The organism is Xanthomonas vasicola, assembly GCF_000772705.2.
In the GTDB taxonomy this organism is placed as follows: Bacteria; Pseudomonadota; Gammaproteobacteria; order Xanthomonadales; family Xanthomonadaceae; genus Xanthomonas; species Xanthomonas vasicola.
This window is the reverse complement of record NZ_JSBW02000026.1, coordinates 34,194-55,412: the sequence shown is the minus strand read 5'-3', so window position 1 is coordinate 55,412 and position 21,219 is coordinate 34,194. Positions and strand designations below refer to the sequence as shown.

General features: G+C 64.6%; 16 protein-coding genes and 3 pseudogenes. 10 read left to right on the top strand and 9 right to left on the bottom strand.

Translation table 11 applies throughout. The features are described 5' to 3' along the window. Positions 1-39 precede the first annotated feature (39 nt). Both NX05_RS05415 and avrBs2 read left to right on the top strand, forming a co-directional pair. Positions 40-1,197 carry an ROK family protein gene (locus NX05_RS05415; protein WP_039437556.1) on the top strand — a complete coding sequence of 386 codons (1,158 nt, stop codon included), beginning with the start codon at positions 40-42 and terminating at the stop codon, positions 1,195-1,197. Between the two features lie 190 nt (positions 1,198-1,387). Beyond that, the gene (gene avrBs2 / locus NX05_RS05410; protein ID WP_039437562.1) at positions 1,388-3,532 is read left to right on the top strand and encodes a type III secretion system effector avirulence protein AvrBs2; all 2,145 of its coding nucleotides are present in this window, start codon (positions 1,388-1,390) and stop codon (positions 3,530-3,532) included. Between the two features lie 471 nt (positions 3,533-4,003). Here the strand turns inward: avrBs2 and NX05_RS05405 are convergent, their stop codons facing one another. Continuing rightward, on the bottom strand, positions 4,004-5,491 hold the full coding sequence (locus tag NX05_RS05405) for a ribonuclease H-like domain-containing protein (RefSeq protein WP_053012837.1): 1,488 nt from the start codon (positions 5,489-5,491) through the stop codon (positions 4,004-4,006). Beyond that, positions 5,488-7,983 carry a DEAD/DEAH box helicase gene (locus NX05_RS05400; protein WP_039436997.1) on the bottom strand — a complete coding sequence of 832 codons (2,496 nt, stop codon included), beginning with the start codon at positions 7,981-7,983 and terminating at the stop codon, positions 5,488-5,490. Before NX05_RS05400 ends, NX05_RS05405 begins: the two co-directional genes overlap by 4 nt. A 177-nt stretch (positions 7,984-8,160) precedes the next feature. On the opposite strand from NX05_RS05400, the gene trhA reads away from it, so the two are divergent. Further along, a complete protein-coding gene (gene trhA, locus NX05_RS05395) occupies positions 8,161-8,823 on the top strand; it encodes a PAQR family membrane homeostasis protein TrhA (RefSeq protein WP_017113985.1) in 663 nt (220 codons plus the stop codon). A gap of 184 nt (positions 8,824-9,007) precedes the next feature. On the opposite strand, the pseudogene NX05_RS25340 reads toward trhA, so the two are convergent. The 4 genes and pseudogenes from NX05_RS25340 to NX05_RS05380 form a co-directional block, all read right to left on the bottom strand. Beyond that, a pseudogene (locus NX05_RS25340) lies at positions 9,008-9,109 on the bottom strand (ATP-grasp fold amidoligase family protein); the annotation flags it as partial. Between the two features lie 34 nt (positions 9,110-9,143). Further along, entirely contained in the window at positions 9,144-10,541 is a 1,398-nt protein-coding gene (locus NX05_RS05390; protein WP_039437000.1) for an alginate export family protein, read from the bottom strand. Positions 10,542-10,546: 5 nt separating this feature from the next. Then, positions 10,547-11,539: a VOC family protein gene (locus tag NX05_RS05385; RefSeq protein ID WP_080764476.1), complete on the bottom strand. Its 993-nt coding sequence runs from the start codon at positions 11,537-11,539 to the stop codon at positions 10,547-10,549. Positions 11,540-11,632: 93 nt separating this feature from the next. After that, positions 11,633-11,929, bottom strand: coding sequence for a XapX domain-containing protein (locus NX05_RS05380; RefSeq protein ID WP_010375385.1), 297 nt, complete (start codon positions 11,927-11,929; stop codon positions 11,633-11,635). 560 nt (positions 11,930-12,489) lie between these two features. Here NX05_RS05380 and NX05_RS05375 point away from each other — a divergent pair. Further along, a complete protein-coding gene (locus tag NX05_RS05375; protein ID WP_039437003.1) occupies positions 12,490-13,194 on the top strand; it encodes a hypothetical protein in 705 nt (234 codons plus the stop codon). Between the two features lie 204 nt (positions 13,195-13,398). Here the strand turns inward: NX05_RS05375 and NX05_RS05370 are convergent. Continuing rightward, a pseudogene (locus NX05_RS05370) lies at positions 13,399-14,015 on the bottom strand (NAD(P)H-dependent oxidoreductase). Between NX05_RS05370 and NX05_RS24150 the strand changes: the two are divergent. Then, positions 13,977-14,153 (top strand): annotated as a pseudogene (locus NX05_RS24150) (SRPBCC family protein); the annotation flags it as partial. The pseudogenes NX05_RS05370 and NX05_RS24150 overlap by 39 nt on opposite strands. A gap of 301 nt (positions 14,154-14,454) precedes the next feature. Here the strand turns inward: NX05_RS24150 and NX05_RS05365 are convergent. Further along, positions 14,455-14,766 (bottom strand): protealysin inhibitor emfourin, encoded by a 312-nt coding sequence (locus NX05_RS05365; RefSeq protein ID WP_010364649.1) that lies wholly within the window; start codon positions 14,764-14,766, stop codon positions 14,455-14,457. Next, positions 14,763-15,833, bottom strand: a complete 1,071-nt coding sequence (locus NX05_RS05360) for a M4 family metallopeptidase (protein ID WP_039437006.1) — start codon at positions 15,831-15,833, stop codon at positions 14,763-14,765. The genes NX05_RS05365 and NX05_RS05360 overlap by 4 nt, the downstream gene beginning before the upstream one ends. Before the next feature lie 178 nt (positions 15,834-16,011). Here NX05_RS05360 and NX05_RS05355 point away from each other — a divergent pair, with 178 nt between their 5' ends. The 5 genes from NX05_RS05355 to proP all read left to right on the top strand — a co-directional run bounded on the left by NX05_RS05355 (position 16,012) and on the right by proP (position 20,899). Beyond that, on the top strand, positions 16,012-16,497 hold the full coding sequence (locus NX05_RS05355) for an NUDIX domain-containing protein (RefSeq protein WP_039437008.1): 486 nt from the start codon (positions 16,012-16,014) through the stop codon (positions 16,495-16,497). A 282-nt stretch (positions 16,498-16,779) separates the two neighbouring features. Next, the gene (locus NX05_RS05350) at positions 16,780-17,916 is read left to right on the top strand and encodes an alpha/beta hydrolase (RefSeq protein ID WP_039437011.1); all 1,137 of its coding nucleotides are present in this window, start codon (positions 16,780-16,782) and stop codon (positions 17,914-17,916) included. Between the two features lie 103 nt (positions 17,917-18,019). Beyond that, positions 18,020-18,418 (top strand): host attachment family protein, encoded by a 399-nt coding sequence (locus NX05_RS05345; RefSeq protein ID WP_010364644.1) that lies wholly within the window; start codon positions 18,020-18,022, stop codon positions 18,416-18,418. 20 nt (positions 18,419-18,438) lie between these two features. Continuing rightward, complete coding sequence (locus NX05_RS05340) at positions 18,439-18,768, top strand: thioredoxin family protein (RefSeq protein ID WP_039437014.1); 330 nt, start codon at positions 18,439-18,441, stop codon at positions 18,766-18,768. Between the two features lie 640 nt (positions 18,769-19,408). Next, on the top strand, positions 19,409-20,899 hold the full coding sequence (gene proP, locus NX05_RS05335) for a glycine betaine/L-proline transporter ProP (protein ID WP_039437017.1): 1,491 nt from the start codon (positions 19,409-19,411) through the stop codon (positions 20,897-20,899). Positions 20,900-21,219 lie beyond the last annotated feature (320 nt).

The following is a 21,219-nucleotide window of genomic DNA, read 5'->3' as shown; positions in this document are numbered from 1 at the left end:
ATTAAAACGATTATGACAACGACGGACGTTTCTCCCTGCATCCCCTCTTTGTTCGCAAACGCAGCCATTCGTTCGCATTACCGCCGTCGCAGCGATGGGCAGGCCGCCAGCCCACGCGAGCGTCTGCTGCTGGATCTGATCCGCCGTGCAGGCCAGTGCGAACGCTCGGATCTGCCGCGCGCCAGCGGGCTCAGCGTGCCCGGCATCAAGGGCATCATCGACCCGCTCGTGGCACATGGCCTGCTGCAGTTGGGGCCCTCGTCGCGTCGCGGCCGCGGCCAACCCAGCGCGCAAGTGAGTCTGGTGCCGGGGTATGCATACAGCGTTGGGGTGTCGTTGATGGTCGATGGCATCGCGGTGGTGCTGATCGACTTCGCCGGGCAGGTCCGTGGCATGCGCCAGTTCACCGCCTTCCCGCTAACGTTGGCGGTGGTGCGTGCGCAACTGCCGGCATTGCTGGAGGCGTTGCTAATGGCGGCGGGCGTGGATCGGCAGCAGCTGTTCGGCGTCGGTCTCAGCATGACCGGGCCGCGCATCGGTGACGGCACCCGGGTCAATCCGCCCCTGTCGCTGGCAGCGGAATGGATGCAGGTGGAGCTGGACCGGTTTGTCGCCGGATGCCTGCAGCTCCCTGTCTGGATGGACAACGATGCCCATTGCGCCGCCTTGGCGGAAGCCGTGTATGGCATTGGCCGCCAATCACCGGATCTTGTGTATTTGTCGATCGCCGATGGCTTTGCTGCCGGCGTGATCGCTGCAGGCCACGTACGTCGCGGCGGGCACGGCAATGTGGGCGAATTGGGGCGCATCTCGGCCATTACCGGCATGGCGCGGCCAACGCTGGAAAGCCTGCGTCAAGCGCTGGCGGCCGATGGCCACGTGCTACCGGACCTGCACACCATGCTGCAGCACTACGATGCAGCGTGGCCGCAAATCGACGCGTGGCTGGATGCGGTGCAACCGACGGTGACGCTTGCGGTGGCGGCAATCATTGCGTTGATCGATCCGCGTGTCATTGTTTTTGGCGCGCGCCTGCCAACCGATCTTGCGCACCGGTTGATCGCCCGCATTGCCTTCGAACCGGCGCCGCGACGTGGCGTTGCATTGCCGTATCCGGCGCTGAAAGTCGGGCAGGTGACGACCCACGCCAGCGTGCTGGGCGCGGCCATGCTGCCGTTCAAGGAAACGCTGTTCTAGCAGGCGACATGCGCGCTGATGCGCGCGCCACGCGGTGCGAAACGCATCGAAACCAGGCATGCGTTGGCCGGCAGTACAGCCGTGCGCACCGCAGGCAGCGTTTCGCATACCGGTGGCATATTTCGCCTCGGTTGCGAATTGTCATATGCCATGCGGTCTACTGGCCGCCCGCCGCGTTTTCGAGGTCATTATGCGTATAGGCCCTCTGCAACCGTCCGTCGCCCACACCGCCGCGCTGGAGATACCAACGCACACCAGTGCGAGCACCCCGATGCAGGTGCCGCACATGCAGGGCGACACCCCGCCACTGCGGGAACGTCCGCGTCGCCGCGCCGGCAGCACACCTCCGCTGGTGCCATTGAACGACAGCGCGATGACCGGCAAGCCGGCCTTGGTGGCGCTCGACAGCGAATTCTCAGAGCAGCGCCTGGCCGAAGTGCAGGCGCGGCAGATCACCGTGCAGACACTGCAAGACAAGCTCGCTACGCATCTTGCGCAGGCCGGCGCGGCGCTCACGCCCGACAGCATTGCCGCACGCTTCGCCGCCGGCGCACTGGAGCCGGTGTATCTGGATACGGCTGCATTCAATGCCATGTCGCGCGGGTTGCCCGCACGCGCACGTGCGGCGGCCGGTCCCGTGCTGATCGATGCGCAGCAGGATCGCATCATCTTCAATCTGCAGCGCGCGTTTGCGTCTGGCGACACCTTCAGCGACGCGGCGCTTACCGCGCTGGGCAAGGCGCTGGATCTACCCGGCCACGGGCTGGCAACGCCGGACTGGCTGCAGCCCGCCGCACGCACGCCGGCGCGGCGCAAGTTGCAGAAAGCCGCGCGCTACCACGGTCACGAGGTGCCGGCGCGCGACGGTGGCGCTGCGTTCTTCAAGGCCAACGACCATCGCCTGCTACAGGGCAAGGAAGCGCTGCTGCGCAAGCGCATGAATTCGCTCGTACACGACAACTACTTCGAAGCGCCAAGTACCCGCGCGATTGGCACGGACGTGATGGTCCACCGCGGGCTGTTCGACAACCATGCCGGCATCCCGGAAAACTCGCTTTCCTCCATCGATCATGCCTATCTGCAGGGCTATCGCAACCTGGAACTGGATGTGGAAGTCAGTGCCGATGGCGTCCCGGTGTTGCTGCACGATTTCAGTCTCGGCCGCACGACTGGCGATCCAGAGAACCGGCTGGTATCGCAGATCCCATTTGCAGAATTGCGTGAGATGCCGCTGGTGATCCGCAATCCGGCAGACGCAACCTATGTCAAGACCAACCAGACCATCGCCGGCGTAGAGCAAATGCTGGAGCACGTGCTGAAAAAGCCCGAGCCGATGTCAGTGGCGCTGGATTGCAAGGAAGACACCGGCGAGGCGGTGGCGATGCTGCTGATGCGCCGTCCCGATTTGCGCAAAGCAGCAGCGATCAAGGTGTATGCCAAATACTACACCGGCGGCTTCGACCAGTTCCTGTCCAACTTGTACAAGCGCTACCAAATCAACCCGCTGCACTCGCAGGATGCGCCGCGCCGCGCTGCGCTGGATCGGTTGCTTGCCAAGATCAACGTGGTGCCCGTCTTCAGTCAGGGCATGTTGGCCAACGAACAGCTGCGCGATCTGTTCCCGGGCAAGGCAGCTGGCCCGGATGGGCTAGCGGACACCGCAATGCAGTGGTTGGAGAGCTGGACCAAGATGCGCCCGGTGATCGTGGAGGCGGTCGCCACCGACGACAGCGATGCCGGTAAGGCGATGAAACTGGCGCGTGCGCGGATGCGCCAGCCGGACTCGGCCTACGCAAAGGCTGCGTACTCTGTGAGTTACCGGTATGAGGATTTCTCCGTGCCGCGCGCCAACCACGACAAGGACTACTACATCTATGGCAACTTCGGAGAGCTCAAGAAGCTCAGCGGCGAGAGCTTCGGCGTCAAGCGCACCACCGCCGGCGCCATCCGCGATGAAGGCGAAAGCCTGTTGACCGATCAGCCCGAGGCGGAACTGCTCGCCATCCTGGAAAATCGTATGCTGGCCCGGGGCCATATCGGCAACGAACTCGATGTGCCGCCGGAAACGCCCATCGATATCGACCGAGACGCCGCGATCGTCAAGCAGCGCATCGGCGAATTCCAGGCCGCGCGCATTCCTGCCGACCCCGATCACATCGCAGCGGTCCGCGAAGGTCAACAAAGGGATCACACCGCAGACATGGTGAATGACCCTGCGGCAACACGTGCCGTGGATAAGCGCGCTAAAGCGCTTGGTTTGTTGACCGACACATATCGCGGTGCCCCTGTGACCCACTATCTCAATGAGCAGGCCAACCAGACCGAGCCTGATTGAGCCGTTAAACGTCACGGCGCCGATTGGCAGGTTTGAGCACTTCGGGCGGCATGCAGCCGCCCTGTTGTCACGCAGCAGCAGCGTTAGCGCGTGCGGCTCGCACCGGCACGCCAGCGCACGGGCGATGGGGACGCTGCAGCACGCTGCAGTGCAATGCGTCCACGTGCCGCAGCGTGCGATTTCGCTTTACATGCTGACGCATCCGCACATGCCTGCAACCAACGAATCGGTTGCAGGTATGTGCGTGATGTCTTCGCAGTAAGCGCAGGGCCGCCGGCGCCACTGTGTTGCATGTTTCCCTCCGCAGCATCCAGCATCGGTAAAACGCGCCACGTGGCTCAACATGCCGCAGCCAATGACCGGGCGGGCGGTGGTCCATTGCACGCAGCGTGCGCGGTGCGTCCTGTAGTGAAGTCAGTCAAACCAACGTCCTGCCCCGCACCCACCATGCATCTCAGTCGCACGACCCCATCAAGGCGTGCACGCCAACGTCAGCGCATTGCGCTCCTCTGCTTCCACTGCCACCAGGCGCTGCATCAGCAGCGAGAGCGTCACTACATCCTGGTGATTGTGCTCGGCCACGCGGCGCAGGTTGCGCGCGCTGCCGCCGCGCAGGTAACTCAACCATGCGGCTGGCGCTTCGGAGCCGGGCAGGTCGTCTTCGCGCACCACGCGCAGCAGTTGCCGTTCGATGGTGGCCAGCTTGCAGTTCTCCCAGATGCCGCGATAGCGCCGGCGGGTAGGGAACAGCAGATCCACATGGTCCAGTGCAGAAATCGGGTCGCCACGGCGTGCCAGGCGGTAGCGTGTCTTCAGCAGCGGCGCGTCGTAGCAGCGGCCGTTGTAGCTGGACAGCACGGTGCGCGGCGACAGCCAGGTGCGGAACAGATCGAGCATCGTGCCTTCGGCCGCCATCGTGGACATCATCAATTGACGCACGCGCAGGCCGCTGCCTTGCACGGCATCGACATACCAGTCGGCCACGCCGATCATGAAGGCGCGGGTACCGGTACCGCCGGCCAGGCCGGTGGTTTCGGTATCGAAAAACAGCAGGTTCATCGGGTCGACGGCATCGTCGCGTTTGGCGAAAGCCAGCGAGAGCGCCTCGGATGGAATCGCCCGCGGAAGGAACGCTTCGATCAGATGCAGGCCGGGTGCGATTTCGTTGCCAGGGAGATGCCGATCGGTGGATGGCGCACGGACTGGCGTGTGCGCCGACACCGCGCGCGCGCGCAGGCCGATCATCTTGCGCAGGCCGGCGATATCGGTACGTCGTTGTGTCTGTGGTAACCCCGACATCGATGCTGCCGATGTTCGCCAAGGACTTGCGCTAGTGGCATCCACACTGACGCTTTCACCGACACCGACACCGACACCGACACCGACACCGACACCGACACCGACACCGACATCCGACCGCACCGCCGATGTGTGCTGCACATCGTGCTCCACCCACGCAAATACCGATGCATCGCGCGCATGCAGCGCCGAGGTGGGCGACTGCAAGGCGCGGCGCGTGCGTGTGGGCGCGCCGGTCTGCGCACGCGCGTCGTTAGAGCGACCGGAAACGGCGCCGTGACGTGCAGCCGCGCTATCTAGCGAAGGAGCGCGTGAACCAGATGACGCGGCGCTGGGGCTTGTTGCCCGCTGCGCACGCGTCGGCATCACCGCATCGTCCTTGCGCGCTGCAGGCGTGAGCCCGCCGACCTGACGGCGCAGCAACTGCAGGCGTTCCGCGCTGACACGCGGAGCATTGTCGGGCGCAGGCAACGTGCCCTGCGCGGCTGCGCCGGACGCTGGCTGCGGCACCTCATCCATAAGCGCGGCACCCACGTCCTTCGCATCTACCGCCGCCGGACCCTGCGGTACATCGCCACCATCAGCCATCACCGGCACAGGCGCATCCGCATGCCCGGCCTGACGTCGCAGCAAGCGCAGCCGGTCCGCACTCACACTCATGCAAGCACGTCCAGCGCCAGGTCCTCATCCACCTGCGTGGCATGCCGCAGCGGTGCATCCGCATCGAACAACAATGCCAATACTGTCAATGCCAGCGACTTGGGCGACTCGCCTTTGCCTTCTTCGTGCGCGGCCAGCACCGGACCCACGCAGGCAGGGCAACCGGCGCTGCAATCGCACCGCCGTACCAACTCGTCGGCGCGCTGCAGCAACTCGGCCTGGCGCAGCCATAGCGGTTCGCTCAAGCCCACGCCGCCGGGGAAATTGTCGTACAGATACACCGTGGGCACAAAAGCCTGCTGCAATTCCACGGTAGCGGCATCGCCTTCTTCCACGCCGCGCAACTGCCCGCGCCCGGTCTGGTCGGCCACCGCAAACCACGCGCCGTCGCCATTGCCCACGGCCTTTTGCAGATCGCGCGCGTCGGCCATCACCGCCACCGTGGCCACCACATGCAGCGCATACGCAGCGCCCAGGAAACCATCCAACGCATCCCGCTTAGACGCGAACGCCTTGCCCAGGGTGGCCTGCGGTAACTGCCACCACACTGCGGTGGTGTGCAATTCCTGATCCGGCAGATTCACCGGCCCGTAGCCGATGTTTTCATGCGTGTAGTAACGAATCTTCTTGTAGCCGGAGACGCGTCGCACCACATGCACTTCACCATGATGCGAGTCGCCGCGCCCGGCCACGCCGCCATCGAAGCGGTCCAGCACCTTCAACTTGGTGTAGTCGATGCTGTCGGTGTAGTAGTCCACATGCGTGCGCGTCACGTAGGCCTTGCGGCCTTCCCAGTCCAGCCGCTCCACCTGGTACGGCGTGCTCTGCACCATATGGATGGCGCCTTCGTACAAGGTCAGCGCAGCGGCCGAATAATCCACCTCGGCGATGATCTGCTGTTTGCCGTCGCTCTTGTCCACCACCACGAAGTTGCCATCGGCCACCGAGCGCAGGCTCACCGCGTTGGCCGGGTAGCTGTCGGCGATCCATTCCCAGCGGTCGCCTTCCTGATGGATCACTTCGCTTTCGGCCAAGGCTTCCAGAAATACCAGCGGGTCGATCGGCCCGAACGGTTCGCTGGCAATGAACGGCAATTCGAACGCAGCGCAACGAATGTGATCGAACAAAATCAGCGGCTGATCCGGCGCGGTGCGCGCATGTTCGGGCGAGGCATCGGCGAAGAAATCCGGGTGCCGCACTACGTATTGGTCCAACGGTTGCGAACTGGCAACCAGCACGCCTAGCGCCGGTTGCTGACGGCGCCCGGCGCGGCCGAAGCGTTGCCACGTGGCCGCCACGCTGCCGGGGTAACCGTTGAGGATCACCACGTCCAGCGCGCCGATATCCACGCCCAGCTCCAGCGCGGAGGTGGAAATGATGCCGTCGATCGTGCCCGCACGCATCGCACGCTCCACCTCGCGCCGCTCGGTGGGCAGATAACCGCCGCGGTACGCGCGGATGCGTGGCGGCTTGCGCGGGTCGTGGTCGAAGATGTCCTTCAAGTATTTGGTCAGCACTTCCACCATCAAACGCGTCTGCGCGAACACCAGCGTCTTCAAGCCGCTCTTGATGGCGATGCGCGCAATGCGGTTGCTTTGCGAACGCGCCGACGCACGCAAGCCCAGATCTGCATTGACCACCGGCGGGTTCCACAACAGCACGTGCTTGTCGCCGGTGGGTGCGCCGGATTCGGTGATGGCATGCACCTGTTCTTCGATCAAGGCCTGCGCGTGCGCATGCGGGTTGCCGATGGTGGCCGAGCACAGAATGAACTGCGGGTTGGCGCCGTAAAACGCGCAGATGCGCTTGAGCCGGCGCAGCACATTGGTGACGTGGCTGCCGAACACGCCGCGATAGGTGTGGATCTCGTCGATCACCACATAGCGCAGGTTCTCGAAGAACTGCGCCCACTTGGTGTGATGCGGCAGGATCGCCTGATGCAGCATGTCCGGGTTGCTCACCACGATGTCGCCATGCAGGCGGATCGCCTGGCGCGCATCGCCGGGCGTGTCGCCATCGAAGGTGAAGGCCTTGACGCCCAGCTCGCCGGCGCGATTCAACTCCAGCAGCTCGGCCACCTGATCCTGCGCCAGCGCCTTGGTCGGAAACAGGTACAGCGCCTTGGCACCGCTGGTCATCGCCGCACTTACCACCGGCAGCGTGTAGCACAGCGATTTGCCTGACGCGGTGGGCGTCACGATCGCCACATGCTCGCCGCGTTGGGTGGCCGCCCAGGCGTCGGCCTGATGGCTGTAGAGCTGGCTGATGCCGCGTGCGTGCAGTGCATCGGCCAATGCACTGGGCACATCGTCGGGGATCGGTGCGTAGCGGCCGTCGCGCCCGGGGATGGTGAAGCTGCCGGTGATGCGGTCGTGGTAGCGCCGTTCCAGGCGCTCGGTGAGCAGCGCCCCATCGCGGGTGGGCCGGCCGTCGGTGGTGGCCAGCGCGCGTTCGGCGGTTTCGGTGCGGGGAGCGAGGGCAAACGGAGGCATACGGCAAAGGCTCCCAAAGAGGGAGATCAAACGAAAAGGATGTCTCAGGGTATGAGACCGGCGCCGCCGCGCACAGCCTGCCTCACTGAGCGGATTCAGCAAGCCGGGTATCCTGTGCCCCCCACAGCGTCACGGCTGCCTTGCACGCTGTGGGATCCCCCACATCGAAGAAACGCCGTGCCCGTGTCCGCCAACGTCACTGATCCGCATTACAAGTCTGTCTCCGCCCGCCGTGCCGATATTGCGGTGCATGCCGCCGGCCTGTTCCTGGCCATCGTCGGGGGCGCCTGGATGGTGTGGCGCGCGCACGCCAGCCAGACCATGCTGCTGGCCACCTGCATCTATGCGCTGGGCCTGCTGGTGATGTTCGCCTGCTCGGCGGCCTACAACTTCGCCCCGCCGCAGCGCCAACCGATGCTGCGCAAGTTTGACCACGCCGGTATCTTCGTCATGATCGCCGGCTCCTACACGCCGTTTTTCCTGGTCGCGCTCGATGGCACCTGGCGCTGGGTGATGATCCTCAGCGTTTGGTGCGTGGCCTTGTTCGGCGTGTTTGCCAAGTTGTGCCTGCCCGGCATCGCCAAGGGCTTCTGGGTGGCGATTTATCTACTGCTGGGCTGGGCGGGCAGCTTGGTGGTCAACCAGATGATCGCCGGGCTGGACAGCGCGGTGCTCTGGCTCATCGTCGCCGGCGGCGCGTTCTACACCGTGGGCGTGGCGTTCTATGTGCGCAAATCCCTGGTCTACAACCGCGCCATCTGGCACGCCCATGTACTGGGCGGCGCGCTGTCGCATTGGTATGCCATCTGGCTGTGCCTGCGGCCATTGGGTGAAATGTAGGGCGCCGGCGCGATCCATCGCGCCAGCCACAAGTGCTCTCGCTGTTGCGTGACGCGGCATGCATCCGTGGCGCCGAGACCGGCCGCGCGTGATCCTTGGCGCCGATCTACGCCACAGCGCGTAGTTCTGGCCTGCTGACGCGCACTGCCAACCAAGCAGGTGTGCCACCGATGGAATGGGTAGGCGAACGCAGGTAGCCGAAGTCACTTGCCAGCATCTTGCTCAGTTCCAGCGCCTGCTCCGTCAGTTCTTGCGCACAAGGAGGCGCTCGCCAATCGCTCGCCAGGCACGGCAACGCCGCCGCGCGCTGCGGCGGCGAGCTACCACATGAACTTCATTTCGCAGCCAACGTAATGGCTGTCGTGACCGCCCGCCGCACGCACACTGTCGCCGGCCTGGTACTGCACTACTTCCAACGCGGTCTGCAGATGCGCGTTGAGCTTCCAGTCGCCACGCAGCTGCAGGTAATGGCCGGTCCAGCGTGTGCCGGTGCCCGCCGTTCCACCCAGCGGAATGTCCGGTTGCACGTACACCGCATCGGCGGTGCGCTGGCGCCACAACAGCCCCAACGCCGCAGTGACGCTGAGTGTTGCGGTCGGTTGCACGGTGAGCATCGGTTTGACCAGCAGCAGGTTGGCGTAGCCCGTGTAGCCGGCCAAGTTGATATACGCCCCATTCGGGAACAGCGGGTTGAAGGTCTCCACGCGGCCGTCGCCGGGATGACGGTCGCCGGACGCGGTATCCACCTGCAGGCCCAGACGCGGAGTCAATGCGATGGTCTGCAAGGTATAGCCGGTCTTGATGCCCATGGCCCAGGCACGCGCACGGCTGCTGCCGACGCGTCCACGCTGCCCCATGGCCTCCACATCCCAATCCATCTGCCGATGCGCACCCGCAAAGCGCGCATCCAGGATGTGGCGACGTTCATCGCCGGATGCATCCAGAAAACTGGCGGCGTCCTGTCGATATCGCGCGTAATACAGCGATAGCTCGTTGGTGCCCAATACGTGGCGCTCGATGCGCAAGGTGTCGAAGCGAAGATGGCGGTTGGACACATCGTCGAAGTTGCGCGCGTTGGCGTACTGCACGGGCTGACTGACGAAAGCGATCACGCGCCATGGGCCGGTTTCGTAGTCGACCCACGCCGCATCGAACGCCTGACGCACATTGGGCCCATCGCGCAGCGAGACAAAGCGCTGCAGGTCGAATGCAAACTCCTGCCGGCCCACGCGCCACTTCAATGCGCCGTTGCCCAACGGCGTGGTGTGGGCGAGGAACGCCATGCGCAGATCTGCGCGATTGGCATCGGCCGGCCCCTGCTGGCGTTTGTCGAAAGCACGCGCGTCTTCCACTTGGGTGAACAGCTGCCAGTGCTCTCCAACGCGCAGGTCAACATGCGCCTGCAGGCGCTGCAGCAGAGAGCTGTCGCGCGCACGGCCAATCCCCAGCGCCGGCGCATGATTACTTTCAAAGCGTTCGCGCAGGTTGATGCCGAACGATGCGTAAGCCGCATCGCCGAGCGCCACAAACTTGAAACGATCGAACGGCTGTGTGCGCAGCGCAGGATCGGCCAGCGGCGACCAATCTTCCTGCCAGCGATTGGATGCGATCTTGGGGCGCGCGGCTGCAGTGTCGCCGGCAGGCACCAGCGCTTGCGCGTAGGCTGCGGTGTGCGCGTAGACCAGCGCGATCAGCGGCAACGCCAGGCGTGCTGTCATGTCGATCAGAGCGGGGTATCGGCATGCAGCTCGGCGATATAGCCGCCGGGGAACCTCACCATCGCCGAGCGGCGGTGCGCACCCGCCACCGCAGGCACCAGTACCTTCGCCCCCGATGCGGTGGCCCGCGCAAGCGTCGCTTCCAGATCCTGCACCGCGTAGCCGGTGAGCTCGCGGCCGTAGGGGTACGGCAGGTGGCCATCGGTCACCAGCACGTGCACATCGCCGAAGCCGGAGCGGATGAGGATGCTGCGATAGGTATTGCCCGGCCGGCCGATCAGCACAGCGTCGGCCTTGCGGTCATCGCTAACCACCTTGCCGTGCGAGAACGCCAGCCATGCAGCGGTAAAGGCATCGGCACGGTCGCGCGAGACGTACACGCGATTTTCCGGAATGGTGGCCAGCGGCGCGTAGTGCGGTGCGGTGTCATGCCAATACAGCTGCATGGTGACGCCGCCCGGCCAGGCAATCACCGCGTCGCGGCCGATCGGATCCTTGAACGGTTCCACCAGCACTTCCGCCCCGGCAGCGCGCGCTGCGGCGATGGCCTGGTCCATGTCGGTTACCAGGTACCCGGTGCGTTCCAACCCGAACGGGTAGGGGATCGGCGTTCGGAAGCCGAACAACGACACCGTGCCGGCCTTGGTTTGCACCAGCTGCGAGCTGGTGCTGCTCGGCGTTGGCGTCACGGTGGCAATCACCTGACGGGTGCTTTGCCCTTCAAAGGTGGCTGCAAAGCTACGCGCGAACGCATCGACATCGTCGGGTGCGACGTACACATGGGTGGTGTCGTATTGCGGGCCCACCGACACCGGCGGCGCCGCCTGCACGCATGCCGGCAGCAACAGGGCAGCAGACAGGCTCAGGGAGAGCATCAGGCGCATGGAAGTTCCTTGGAAAGTGGAGTGCTTAGGGCGCAGCCGCGCGCATGCGGCGCGCTGTTGCGTCAACGTGCTGGTGCTGCTGTGGCGGTCGCTGACAGCGACGCGCTCCAACATTGGGAATGGATGTCTGTGCAGCGATGGCGCGCCAACTTGCGCGTTGCACAGCAGATCGCATGTGCGCCATCGCCATGCATGCACGCAACGCGATCAGCCGTCGTGCCGCGCGTCTTGCGGTAGCGCAGCGCCATCAGCCTGCGTCGGTGGGCGCTGTGCCTTGGGCAGATGCCCAAACATATGCGGCGTGACCTGCTGCTGGAGCCATGACGTTTCGGTGTGGCTGCGTGTCAGCAGCTGGCGTGCCAGCGGCGGCAGCTGTTCGCCGATCAGGATGCCGAGCAGGCCGACCAACGCAACGATCGGCGGTGCCGGCGAGCGCACGTTGAGCAGGCTGTAGATCACGCCGACCAGCAGGCCGGCGGCGAGCGAGAGCAGATAGGGCTTCATGACGGGCTCCTGGCGTCCAGGCACGCCACGCCAGCGGCGGCGCCGTGCAGGCCTGCACCAGGCAGCCGCCGCCGCGCAAACAGCCGTGCACGACCGCAGGGCGGGGAAAGCACACAACCAGCCGGTGCTATGCGTTGCGTGGAGCAGTCGGACCATGTCATCGACGCGATCTCTCAAAAACGGGAGCACTGGCCATGGCGTGTTGCGATGGCTGCGGTGTCCTCATGCTGGCCCCTTTGCTGCCAATCCAGAACACCGGGACGGGTCACCCCCCGATGACCCGAACGGGGGAGACGGGCAAGCATGCTGGCGATGCGTCAGCTGCAGCCGCCATCGCACCAGCGGGGCATGCTTGGCGTAGCACTGGTCTAAGCTGCCACGGCGGCCGCAGCCGCGCGGCCCCCGCCGACTACGCAAACACGGCGCTGCTGCCAAACACGCAGCCCATTGCGGCGGTCTTGACCGCATCATCGCTGCCACGCAAGGTGCAGGCTCCAAGGAGCAACGCAGCTGCGGCGATGTGCAACCCGGCACATCCCGCACGCCAACAGGACAGCCCTATGAAATTCGCCAGCATCGCGCTGACCGCACTCACTGCCGTGGCAGGCAGCAGCTGCACACATGCGTCGCCGCCTGCGCACTTAGCTGCAGCCATCACACCCGCAGCCCACGCACGCACCGTCAGCGCCAGCGCTGCACCAGGCAACGTGCCGCAGCCCGCGGTGACGCGCGCAGCGCCCACCCATGCCGACACCACACCGTATCTCTGCCAGCCCGGCACAGTTGCCTGCATCGCTGGCGGCCCGTTGCTGGCCAGCTCGCCGGCAGAAGCGCACTGGCTGATTGCCCACGGCTACCCATCGCCGGCCGAGCACGCACGCTTGAGCAAGATGGATCTGGCGCAGTTGCAGGCCGAATCGCAAGCGGGCAACCAGGCCGCCACAGTGCTCTACGGCACCACGACCGCGCTCAGCGGTCGCTTCTACAGTGGCGTGGCGATACTGAGGAAGGCCGCAGCCAGCGGAAATATCTACGCCTATTACGGGCTGTCCGAAGCCTACATCGGCGACACCCCGCAAAAGAATCTGGTCGACAGCGCAGCGTATCTGCGGCTTGCCTATCTGCTCGGCGATCACAAGGCATCGGCCGCGATCGCACAAAGAGGCTTGAGCAATATCGAGAACGTCGTTGCAGACGAGCGTGCGGCAGTGCTGTACCAGATCTTTGCCAACTCCCCGCGTCCGTCTCCTCGGCCGTTTGAGTGATGTGTGGTGGTGGGCGACCCGGACGCGCGGCAGCATAGATTGCATGCGCCAACAGTAACGGTCATGCGGTGGCACGTCAGGACTAGAGCATGCACCATGCAAGCGACGTCATGACGCGCGAGCATCATCGGCACGCAGCCACGCAGGCACGCGCGCAGCTGGGCACACCTGCCAATCACAACGACGCAGCGCTGTAGCTTGGGGTCAGCTGGGTGCGCTACCAGCAAATGCTCTTGCGGCAAAAAACCGCCCACCAATCGCACGCGCTTTGTCGAAGTGAGATTGCGGAAAGCCAGCATCCGGCACTGTCAGCAACTCCGAGGTGCAAACCTGCGCATCGCAGAAATCGAAGATGCCGTGGTTGATCTGCGTCTCATTGCACCGAAGTAGCCGTGCTGCGCATAGGTGCACTCGTCCGCACCACCAATGGCCAGCATGTGCACATCAAGGTGCTGCAGCTTCTTCACGATCTTGCCATCCGGGCCTTCATCAAACGCCCAGCCCAGCGTAAACACCCAATCGATCCGGCCTTTTAGCAGTGCAGGAAACAAGCACCAGTAAATCGGGAACACCAGCAGCAGCGCATCGGCGCCATCCAGCCGCGCGTGTTCAGCCGCTACATCTGGCGGCGGTGCAGGTTGCTGCTGAAACAGCGCGACGTCGGCCTGGGTAAAGCGCGGATCGAAGCCTTCCTGCGCCAGGTCGGCCAGCTCGACCGTGTGGTCAGCGGCGGCCTCCTCAAGTCCCGCGCTCACCTGCGCGGCAATGGCGTGCGTCAGCGAGCGCTGCCCGGCACCATGCTGACCACGGTGCAGCTGCATATGCTGCTGTGCGGTACCGATCTGCACGTGGCGCAGGAAGGCGTTCCCGAGCAGATTCCGCTGCATGCCTGTTATTTGGGCTGGCAGAATCCGTTGATGCTGCTGGCGCATCTGGTGGAAGCGCATCCAGAAAATTGACTAGGCGCCGCGCCGCGCGTGCTTGGTGCAGTGCAGCGATGAGGGAGGTGTCTTCAGACTGACCGCTGCGCTGCACGTCGCGCTAACGCGGTGGGCCCCACCATGCCTCACCAGCTGTGCAGCCCTAGAGCATCTAGGCAGCTTAAAGGGTGCAGGCATCCGCAGTTGGACCACATTCGCTTACCGACAGACACCGCGGACTGCGCGGTGTCTACGTTTGTGTCAAAGGTAAACGCGATACGTGGCACACGTGTCGCTGTAGAGCGATCCCTCCAAGCCACACTGCGGCGGTTGACCTACGCTACAGCGTGCCCTGCTTCCACAGCCGCACGATTTCGGCCGGGGCATGTTCTTCGGGGATGCGCAACGGCTCGCTGGCACCGTCCCACACGATGCTGAAATAGCGGCGGTCGCCACCAGCGGCCTGCGGGGTCGGCAGCGCGTGTGCCATGCACTGATCCAGCACACTGCGTAAGTGCAGCCGCTGCGCATCGTCCAGCGCGTCCATCGCCAGCTGGCGCTCGCGGCGCATGGCGGGAAATGCCGCCACGCCGCCTTCGCGTGCCAGGCGCAGGGTCACGCCCGTTTCCACCGGTGGCCGTTGCGGGCTCATGCGAGCACACCCACATCGCGCCAGGCTTGCTGCACGGCTGCGGTTTCGCTGCTGTTGGCGCCGTAGTCGGCGCTGGCCACCTTGACGGTCAGCGCAGCGAACGTAGCGAAGTCCGCGCCGGCGGCCAGTTCGCCGCCTGTGAGCGCGCGATACCAGATGCGCCCGGTTTTCTCCCACGCAGCACCGCCGATCGCGACCGCGGCGCGATAGAACGCGTGGTTGGGAATGCCGGAGTTGTAATGCACGCCGCCATCGTCCTCTTGCGTGTCGACATAGCCGGCCATGGTGGCCGGTTGCGGATCTTTGCCCAGGGCGGGATCATCATACGCGCTGCCAGGTGCCTGCATCGAGCGCAGGCCCACGCCCTTGATGCCAGGCATCAACAAGCCGGCGCCGATGATCCAGTCAGCCTGGTCGGTGCTCTGGTGCAGCGTGTATTGCTTGATCAGTACGCCGAACACGTCCGAAACCGATTCGTTCAATGCACCGGACTGGCCTTGATAGATCAGGTTGGCGGTGCGCTCGGTCACGCCGTGGCTGAGTTCGTGACCGACCACATCGATGGCGATGGTGAAGCGGTTGAACACTTCGCCGTCGCCATCGCCGAACACCATTTGCTCGCTGTTCCAGAAGGCGTTGTCGTAGCCGCGCTCGTAATGCACGGTCCCGATCAACGGCATGCCCTTGGCATCGATCGAATTGCGTCCGTACACGGTCTGGAAGAAGTCGTGGGTGGCGCCCAGGTAGTCGTAGGCTTCAGTCACGGCCACGTCCTGCGTCGCCGCGGCGCCTTCATCGCGCACCAGAGTGCCGGGTAGGGCAGTGCCTTGCTGGGCATCGTAAATGCGTCGCTGCACCGCCTGGGCAGCCTGTTTTGCCTCGGCTTCTGCAGCCGGCGCATCGGCGCGCGCTAGCAGGCCGAGCGCGCGCTGCTGCCGGAGCTGCGCAGTGATTTGCCGCGACAGCGCCGCGCACTGGCGCGCATGCGTGGGCGCCGCCTGCGCCACGTGTTCGAGCAGATACTGCGGCAGAATCCCGGCGCGGCGCGGGTTGGCGAACGCGGACATGAGCGACCTCCACAATGGGCTTCGCCCGCGACTATGCGGGCGCCGACTTTAGGAATTCGTTAGCCGGCGCTGGATACTGCGTGCAGTGGGGATCGCGCGGGGTGCGTTCATTCCAGCTGCGACAGCGCCTGTGGAATTGGCGTTTGGCCGTCTATAAGTCGCATGCGCATGGTCGCTGATGGACCAGATCTGGGACACTGATGCGCCAGAGCCTGCGAGCGTTCCGATGCCGATGTCTTCCGAATTGCGTCCACGTGTTGGCTGTGGCGCCTTCATCCAGCGGGCCGATGGCCACCTGCTGCTGGTGCTGCGCGGGCGTGCGCCCGAGCAAGGCCACTGGGGCCTGCCCGGCGGCAAGGTGGACTGGATGGAAACGGTGGAACATGCGGTAGTGCGCGAAGTGCTGGAAGAAACCGGCCTGCACGTGCAGTTGCGAGGCGTGCTGTGCATCGTCAGCTACTTCGAGCCGGAGCTGACGCCGCAGCAGCATTGGGTCGCGCCGGTGTATGTGGCTGCGATCCAGGGCAGCGAGCATGCCGAGCGGCGCGAGCCGGAAGCGATCGCCGATATCGGTTGGTTCGCGCTGGACGCACTGCCGAAGCCACTGACCACCTCCACGTTGCAGGCCTTGCAGCATCTGCCACCGACTGCGGCCGCCGGCTGAGCGCACGATGCACTTGATGCATGCATCCACCCGTCGGCAGGCGCAGGTCGGTGCCGGTGGTTGCGGAATCTCGATGTCCGCCTAGCGCTGGACGCGCATGCCCGCTGCGATCCCGAACGCTCACGCACGCTTGATGCGATGGTCCGATTGCACGCTGCGGTCTGCGTAGTTGCAGTATTTGCGTTACATCGCGTCGTTACATGCAACGCCGTTGTCTGCACGCGATGCCAGCCGGCCGCTGACGCTATCCTTGGCGGTTCGACTTGCCTGGGAGGGCATTGCATGACACGTCATTGGTTGAACAAAACGCTGGCGCTCACGTTGGCCTGTACCGCGTGCAGCATGCACGCAACCGCCGCCGAACCGGCACCACCGGCCGCTGCATCCGCCCCCGATGGCATCCGGCATGTGCCTGCCTTCGACCTGCCGGTGTCGGAGTATCTGAGCCCGGCTGCGCGTGCGCATGTGGCTGCCGACGTGGCCCGCGTCAATCCGCTGGACAAGGCCGATAACGCCAGCTTGCTCAAGCAATTACCGAGCATCCGCGCCGATACCGAGCGCTGGGCCGAGGGCGTGATTGCGCAGCTGCGCACGCGCTACGCGGTGGAGATCACGCCAGAAACCTGGAACGGTGTGCCGGTGCTGCGGGTGGAGCCGCGCACGCGCACACCCGAGCAGGCCAAGCGCATGTTGATCGAACTGCATGGCGGCAGCTTCGTGATGGGCAGCGCGGCATCGTTCGGATTGATGGAAGCCATTCCGCTGGCGGCGATGACCGGCATGATCGTGGTGGCGGTGGATTACCGGATGGGGCCCGAGCACCATTTCCCGGCCGCCAGCGAGGACGTGGCGGCGGTGTATCGCGCCGCGCTCAAGACCTACGCGCCCGAGCGCATCGGCCTGTTCGGCTGTTCGGCCGGCGGCGTGCTCACCGGCGAATCGCTGGCGTGGTTTGCCAAGGAAACGTTGCCGATGCCAGCGGCGGCCGGGCTGTTCTGCGCCGCAGGCGATGCGCGCTACCGCGGCGATTCGCGCACTGTGGTGGCGGCAGTAAACGATGCCTTGCTGCCGGACAAGGCCGGTGCGTTGCCGATCTGGGAAGACCTGTACTACGGCGACAACGTGGACTTCCACGATCCGCTGGTGTCGCCGGTGTTTTCCGATGCGGTGCTGCAGCAGTTCCCGCCAACGCTATTTCTCACCGCCACGCGTGCGGCCGAGCTGAGCAATGCCGCGTACACGCATGCGCGCCTGGTGGATCTGGGGCGCGAATCGGATCTGCATGTGTGGGATGGACTGGGGCATGCCTTTCACCTCACCAACGCGCTGCCGGAGAGCCAGCAGGCGCTGCGGGTGGCCGCGCGTTTCTTCAGCAAGCACCTGGGTCTGCCGCCGCCGACGTTCGCTGCACCACGCTAACGCCACGCTGACATCGGCTAGGCGCGCTGCTTACATCTTCTCGCCTAGGTTGAGGCCGACTGGCGCTGCAGCTACGGCGCCAACATTGATCAGGAGAAATCGGATGAGTCTGCAAATTCCTCAGGGTGCTTTGGTAGTCGTGGCCGACGGCGGCGAAGCGCGCTGGTTCACCAACACCGGCAACGAATCCAAGGTGGTGCTGCGCCAGCACGCGCGTACCGACGTGCAGAACGTCGACGACGATGGCCCGGCAGGGAAGGCGCCGCAGGATCTCACCGAGGCGGACCGCGACGAAATGACCTTCGCCAAGCAGCTCTCGCACGCCTTGAACGATGGCGCGCTGAAACACGAGTACACGCATCTGGTGCTGGTGGCCGACCCGACCACGCTGGGCCGCGTGCGCCCGCTGCTCCACAAGGAAACCCAGCAGCGTCTGGTGGGTGACCTGGCCAAGGATCTGACCAACCTGCCGCTGGAAGACATCCAGCGCGCCCTGTCGTAATCACGCGGAGTATCGAGACAATGGGGTTCGTTCGCGAGTACGCCATCCAGGCACCGGAACGCAGCGAGGTGGATAGACAGGCCGGGCTGCAAGTACTGGAATTCGGCACCGATTGGTGCGGCCACTGCATTGCCGCGCAACCGCTGTTGCAAAAGCTGTTGGGCGGATACGAGGCGATCGACTACCGCAAGATCGAAGATGGAAAAGGGCGGCCGCTGGGCCGCTCTTTTGGTGTCAAGTTGTGGCCCACGATCATCCTGCTGCGCGATGGCGAAGAACTGGCACGTGCCGTGCGGCCGCAGACGCGTGAGAATCTGCAGGACATGTTGTCGGTGCTGGATGCAGGCTGATTACCTCCTGTATTGCTGAGCTTGGCCTCGCGCTTGGACAGATGCATTGCTTCGTAACCTACGCAGAAGTAAGCGTAGCCAAAGGAGCCTAGTGAGCATTGGTTAAGTGTGTGCGGACGGCGCGGCAGCGGCGGTACGCGAGCAGCGGAGTAGCGTTTCGAGCACTCGCCGCGCTCGACTCACAGCCGGTGCAGCAGTTGCCAGCCTTTCTGAAATAGGTCGACATGCGCGGCGGTATCGCTGATGCACTGACTGCTTCGATGCAGGCCGCATGCATCCATGACGGCACTGCGCACGCACACACAGAGCGGACGCGTCGGTGCACATCGTTTGCCAATGCATACAACGCAGCTGGACATACGGCCTTTTCCGGCACTGCACGCGGTCGCGCCTGCAATGATTTGCGTGCTGTAGTACCATAAGATGCCGATCAAGCCCCTGGGCATTGCCCACCCCTTGGTCGTCTGTCCTGCAGCGTCGCTGAATCCACGCGGCCGTCCGGGAATGCCTCCGGTGTCATCCAGTGCAATGCGCTGCCGTGCTTGCGTGATGTGCCGTGTCCTGTGCGTTGCCAGGGCGAGCGGGCAGCGATGGCCTGCGTCCGACGAGCAATCCGAGGCGCGACTTATGGAGACCACTTATGCACGATGCCCGCGCGATGCGTTCGCACTTTGGCTGGTTCAAACGCCGCCGCCAGCTGCAACTGGATGATGTCACCGTGGTGGACCGCGGCATGCTGCGCAAAGCCGTCGGCGCTGCGGCGCTGGGTAATGCGATGGAGTGGTTCGACTTCGGCGTGTACGGCTATCTGGCGGTGACGCTGGGCCAGGTATTCTTCCCATCCAGCAACCCGACCGCGCAGTTGATCGCCACCTTTGCCACCTTCACCGTGGCCTTTCTGGTGCGGCCGATTGGCGGCATGGTATTCGGCCCGCTCGGCGACCGTTTCGGACGCCAGAAAGTCCTCGCAGCCACGATGATCATGATGGCGCTGGGCACCTTCAGCATCGGCCTGATTCCCGCCTACGAGCGCATTGGCCTGTGGGCGCCTGCATTGCTGTTGCTGGCGCGTTTGCTGCAGGGGTTTTCCACCGGCGGCGAATACGGCGGCGCGGCCACCTTCATTGCCGAATACGCCACCGACCGCAATCGCGGCCTGATGGGCAGCTGGCTGGAATTCGGCACGCTCGGCGGCTATATCGCCGGCGCAGGCACCGTCACCGTGTTGCACATGAGCGTCACCCCGGCGCAGATGCTCGACTGGGGCTGGCGCGTGCCATTTCTGATCGCCGGCCCGCTCGGCCTGCTCGGCCTGTACATGCGCATGAAGCTCGAAGAAACCCCGGCATTTCGCGCCTATACCGAACAATCCGAACAGCGCGAACGCCAGACCGCCGCGCAAGGCCTGATGACGCTGCTGCGCCTGCATTGGCCGCAACTGCTTAAGTGCGTGGGACTGGTGCTGGTGTTCAACGTCACCGACTACATGTTGCTGACCTACATGCCCAGCTATCTCAGCGTCACCGTGGGCTATGCCGAGAGCAAGGGCTTGTTGCTGATCATCCTGGTGATGCTTGTGATGATGCCGCTCAACATCGTCGGCGGTATGTTCAGCGACAAACTGGGCCGGCGGCCGATGATCATCGGCGCCTGCATTGCGCTGTTTGCGCTGGCAATTCCATGCCTGTTGCTGATCGGCAGCGGCAACGATGGGTTGATCTTCGCCGGGTTGATGCTGCTTGGTCTGGCGCTGGTGTGCTTCACCAGTTCGATGCCATCCACCTTGCCGGCGCTGTTCTACACGCCGGTGCGCTACAGCGCGTTGTCGATCGGCTTCAATGTTTCGGTGTCGTTGTTCGGTGGCACCACGCCGTTGGTGACTGCCTGGTTGGTAGAGCGCACCGGCGACCCACTGGTGCCGGCGTACTACCTGATGGGTGCGGCGGCGGTTGGCCTGGTGACCATGTTGTGCGTGCGCGAAACCGCAGGATTGCCGCTACGCGGCTCGCCGCCGGCGGTGGCCAGCGATGCTGAAGCCCGTGCACTGTTGCAGGCCGACAGCCCGGTGACCGTGGATGCGCAGTTGCCGATCAACACAGCATCATCGATGGGCCAACCGCGCACGGCGTGAGCGCTTGGCGTTTTTCGCACGACATGCGTCTGTTGCGACAGGCGCATTGTTGTGCTGTCGCAGTAACGGGCTACGTGGTGCGATACCCGATGCGGGCGATGGCGCTGTGCATCGCTGCCAACCGGAAGGCGGGCCACAGCCGGAATCGTCGAAGATGGCGGCTAAGAGCCAACGAACTGCCGCGAATAGCCGCTTGGCAGTTTACGCAGTAGTAGCCCTGTTGGCTGTTCTTGTTCGTCACACGCGCAATGGCTAGAAAGCTCGCTGTGTTTCAGGTCAACACGCTGTTGCTGTGATCGACGCAGCGCGTCGAGCGATGC

What these genes read in the sequence shown, in the direction of transcription:
- NX05_RS05380 (WP_010375385.1), bottom strand. Translation starts at nt 11,929, where the DNA reads ATGAAGCCCTATCTGCTCTCGCTCGCCGCCGGCCTGCTGGTCGGCGTG.
- NX05_RS05345 (WP_010364644.1), top strand. Translation starts at nt 18,020, where the DNA reads ATGAGTCTGCAAATTCCTCAGGGTGCTTTGGTAGTCGTGGCCGACGGC.
- NX05_RS05405 (WP_053012837.1), bottom strand. Translation starts at nt 5,491, where the DNA reads ATGAGTGTGAGTGCGGACCGGCTGCGCTTGCTGCGACGTCAGGCCGGG.
- NX05_RS05385 (WP_080764476.1), bottom strand. Translation starts at nt 11,539, where the DNA reads ATGTTGGAGCGCGTCGCTGTCAGCGACCGCCACAGCAGCACCAGCACG.
- NX05_RS05390 (WP_039437000.1), bottom strand. Translation starts at nt 10,541, where the DNA reads ATGACAGCACGCCTGGCGTTGCCGCTGATCGCGCTGGTCTACGCGCAC.
- NX05_RS05400 (WP_039436997.1), bottom strand. Translation starts at nt 7,983, where the DNA reads ATGCCTCCGTTTGCCCTCGCTCCCCGCACCGAAACCGCCGAACGCGCG.
- proP (WP_039437017.1), top strand. Translation starts at nt 19,409, where the DNA reads ATGCACGATGCCCGCGCGATGCGTTCGCACTTTGGCTGGTTCAAACGC.
- NX05_RS05360 (WP_039437006.1), bottom strand. Translation starts at nt 15,833, where the DNA reads ATGTCCGCGTTCGCCAACCCGCGCCGCGCCGGGATTCTGCCGCAGTAT.
- NX05_RS05340 (WP_039437014.1), top strand. Translation starts at nt 18,439, where the DNA reads ATGGGGTTCGTTCGCGAGTACGCCATCCAGGCACCGGAACGCAGCGAG.
- NX05_RS05355 (WP_039437008.1), top strand. Translation starts at nt 16,012, where the DNA reads ATGGACCAGATCTGGGACACTGATGCGCCAGAGCCTGCGAGCGTTCCG.
- avrBs2 (WP_039437562.1), top strand. Translation starts at nt 1,388, where the DNA reads ATGCGTATAGGCCCTCTGCAACCGTCCGTCGCCCACACCGCCGCGCTG.
- NX05_RS05350 (WP_039437011.1), top strand. Translation starts at nt 16,780, where the DNA reads ATGACACGTCATTGGTTGAACAAAACGCTGGCGCTCACGTTGGCCTGT.
- NX05_RS05365 (WP_010364649.1), bottom strand. Translation starts at nt 14,766, where the DNA reads ATGAGCCCGCAACGGCCACCGGTGGAAACGGGCGTGACCCTGCGCCTG.
- NX05_RS05375 (WP_039437003.1), top strand. Translation starts at nt 12,490, where the DNA reads ATGAAATTCGCCAGCATCGCGCTGACCGCACTCACTGCCGTGGCAGGC.